This is a genomic window from Mycobacterium mantenii, assembly GCF_001667865.1.
In the GTDB taxonomy this organism is placed as follows: Bacteria; Actinomycetota; Actinomycetes; order Mycobacteriales; family Mycobacteriaceae; genus Mycobacterium; species Mycobacterium mantenii_A.
The window spans coordinates 1-2,823 of record NZ_LZJP01000070.1; the positions used below are offsets into that span (position 1 = coordinate 1).

The following is a 2,823-nucleotide window of genomic DNA, read 5'->3' on the forward strand; positions in this document are numbered from 1 at the left end:
CGGGACAAGCCCGGGGGGCGCGCGCTAGGTCGGCAGGCGGCGGTTGATCAGCAACGCGGCCAGTGCCGCCAGCGCCAACACCACCGCACCCAGCCGCACCCAGCCCACGCTGGCGTCGCCCTTGATCGTCTCGTAGCCGATCTGCTGCTGCAGCGTCGCGTACACGGATTTCAGTTCCTGCAATGACGAGGCGTTGTAGGCGTTCCCACCCGAAAGCTGGGCCACCTTTTTCATCGTGGTGTCGTCGACGGGCACCGGCTGGCGCTGGTCGTTGATCTCGACGAAGCCGTACGGGGTGCCGAACGAAATGGTCGAGATCGGCACGCCCTGGTCCTTGGCGGTGCGCGCGGCGGTGAACGCGCCCTTCGGGTTGTCCGGGTTGGTCGGCATCGTCTCCTTGCCGTCGGAGAACAACACGATGCGCGCGGGCGGCGGCTTGTCCCCGCCGCCGATCACCGCGCCGACCGTCGCGATGGCCTGCAGCGCGGTGAAAATGCCTTCACCCGTGGCGGTGCGGTCGGCGAACTGCAGCTTGTCCAGCCCGGTCTTGGTCGCCTCCCGGTTGGTCGTCGGCTGCACCAGCACCGTCGCGGTCCCCGCATACTCGATCAGACCCAGGTTGATGCCCGGGGTCAGCTCGTCGGCGAACTGCTTGGCGGCATCCTGCGCGGCCGCCATCCGGTTGGGCTGCACGTCGGTGGCGCGCATGGACTGCGACACGTCGATGACGAGCATCACCACCGCGCGGTTGCGGGGAATGCGGACGTCGTTGGTCGGGCCGGCCATCGCGATGGTGAACAGCACCAGCGACGCGACGAGCAGGATCGCCGGGACGTGCCGCCAGGTCGAAGGCCGTTTGGGGGCGACGCTTTCCAGCAGCTCCATGTTGGCGAATCGCAGCATGCGTCGCTGCCGCGCCAGCTGCATCAGGATGTAGAGCGCCGCCAGCCCGAACACGACGAGCAGGAACAGGAAGAACCACGAATGTTCGAAGCCCGACAACGACATTGGGCCGAGGAGCGGCAGTGTCACTGCCGCCCTGCCAATGCGCCGCGCCGGCGGGATTCGACGAACCGCACGATGTCGGCGATCCAGTCCCGGTCGGTGCGCAGCGTCAGGATCGGGGCCCCGCAACTGCGGATGGTGCGCGCCACATCGGCGCGGTGCGCCGCCGCGGCCTTGGCGAAATCGTCACGCAGCTGCGCGTCGATGGTGAACTCGCGGGTGACGCCGGACTCGGCGTCCTGCAGCACCACGTCGCCGATGTCGGGCAGCTCGATGTCGCGCGGGTCGAGCACCTCGATGGCCAGCACCTCATGCCGGGCGGCGACCGCCCGCAGCGGCCGCATCCAGTTGATCGGCCCGAGGAAGTCGCTGATGATCACCGCCATGCCGCGGCGCCGTTCCGGACGGCGCAACGCGTCGATCGCCGTCGCCAGGTCACCGCGCACCCCGACCGGAGCCCGGGGCGTGGTGGCGATGGTGCGCAGCAGCGTCTGCTCGTGCTGACGGCCGGAGCGGGCGGGCACCCGAGAAATGGTGGCGCCGGTGGAGACGATCGCGCCCAGCCGGTTGCCGCCCCCGCTGTTGAGGAACGTGATCGCGGCCGCGGCCGCGACGGCCAGGTCCCGCTTCTCGCACCCCACGGTGCCGAAGTCCAGGCTGGCCGACATGTCGACCACCAGCCAGGTTTCCAGCTCGCGGTCGGCGATCATCTGCCGGACGTGGGGGTGCGTGGTGCGCGCGGTGACGGCCCAGTCCATGCGGCGGACGTCGTCGCCGGGCTGATATTCGCGCGACTCCCCCGGCTCCGAGCCCGGCCCCGGGATCAGGCCGAGGTGATCGCCGTGCAGCACACCGTCGAGCTTGCGTTTGACGGTGAGCTCGAGGGTGCGCAGCGCCGCCGACAGCTTCGGGTCATCGATCTGACCCCGCTGCATCGATGGCGGACGATTGGCCGCCCGGGGCTTGGGCTCGGTCACCGACCGCTGGCCGCGCCGGCGGGTTGCATCACCGGAGGCACCGAATGACCTTGCTGCGGAACGGCATTCACCTGAGGCAGGGCCACCGTCTGCAGCACCCGGTTGATGACGATCTCGGGCGAGATCTCGTCGGCCAGCGCGTCGTAGGTGAGCACCAGCCGGTGGCGCAGCACATCGGGGATGACGTCCACGACGTCTTGCGGGATCACGTAGTCACGGCCGCGGACCAGCGCCAGCGACCGCGACGCGGCGATGATGCCCAGCGAGGCGCGCGGGGACGCCCCGAACGAGATCCACGTCTTGACGTCGTTCATGCCGAGCTGTTCGGGGTGGCGGGTGGCGGTGACCACGCGCACCACGTAGTCCACCAGCGCGTGGTGGACGAAGACGTTGGCCGCGATGTCCTGCAGCCGCAGCAGGTCACCGGTGTTGAGGATCTGCTTGGGCTCGGGCGGGCGCACACCCATCCGGTAGATGATCTCGCGCTCCTCCTCCGGTGAGGGGTAGCCGACGTTGATCTTGAACAGGAAGCGGTCGCGCTGGGCTTCGGGCAGCGGGTAGACGCCCTCGTGCTCAATGGGGTTCTGCGTCGCCATCACCAGGAACGGGTTGGGCAGCGAGAAGGTCTTGCCGCCGATCGACACGTGGCGTTCCTGCATGACCTCCAGCAGCGCCGACTGCACCTTGGCCGGCGCACGGTTGATCTCGTCGGCGAGCAGGAAGTTGACCACCACGGGGCCGAGTTCGGTGTCGAACTCCTCCTTGCCCTGCCGGTAGATGCGGGTACCGATGATGTCGGTGGGCACCAGGTCGGGCGTGAACTGGATACGGGCGAACGTCC

General features: G+C 69.0%; 3 protein-coding genes. All 3 read right to left on the reverse strand.

Going from position 1 to position 2,823, the window contains the following annotated elements; translation table 11 throughout:
- Positions 1-24 precede the first annotated feature (24 nt).
- Entirely contained in the window at positions 25-1,032 is a 1,008-nt protein-coding gene (locus A5688_RS11545) for a VWA domain-containing protein (RefSeq protein ID WP_067836177.1), read from the reverse strand.
- Positions 1,029-1,940 (reverse strand): DUF58 domain-containing protein, encoded by a 912-nt coding sequence (locus A5688_RS11550; protein WP_120312526.1) that lies wholly within the window; start codon positions 1,938-1,940, stop codon positions 1,029-1,031. Before A5688_RS11550 ends, A5688_RS11545 begins: the two co-directional genes overlap by 4 nt.
- 38 nt (positions 1,941-1,978) lie before the next feature.
- Positions 1,979-2,823: AAA family ATPase (locus A5688_RS11555; RefSeq protein WP_068268168.1), on the reverse strand; the 845-nt coding region annotated here is incomplete at its 5' end.

What these genes read in the sequence shown, in the direction of transcription:
- A5688_RS11550 (WP_120312526.1), bottom strand. Translation starts at nt 1,940, where the DNA reads ATGCAGCGGGGTCAGATCGATGACCCGAAGCTGTCGGCGGCGCTGCGC.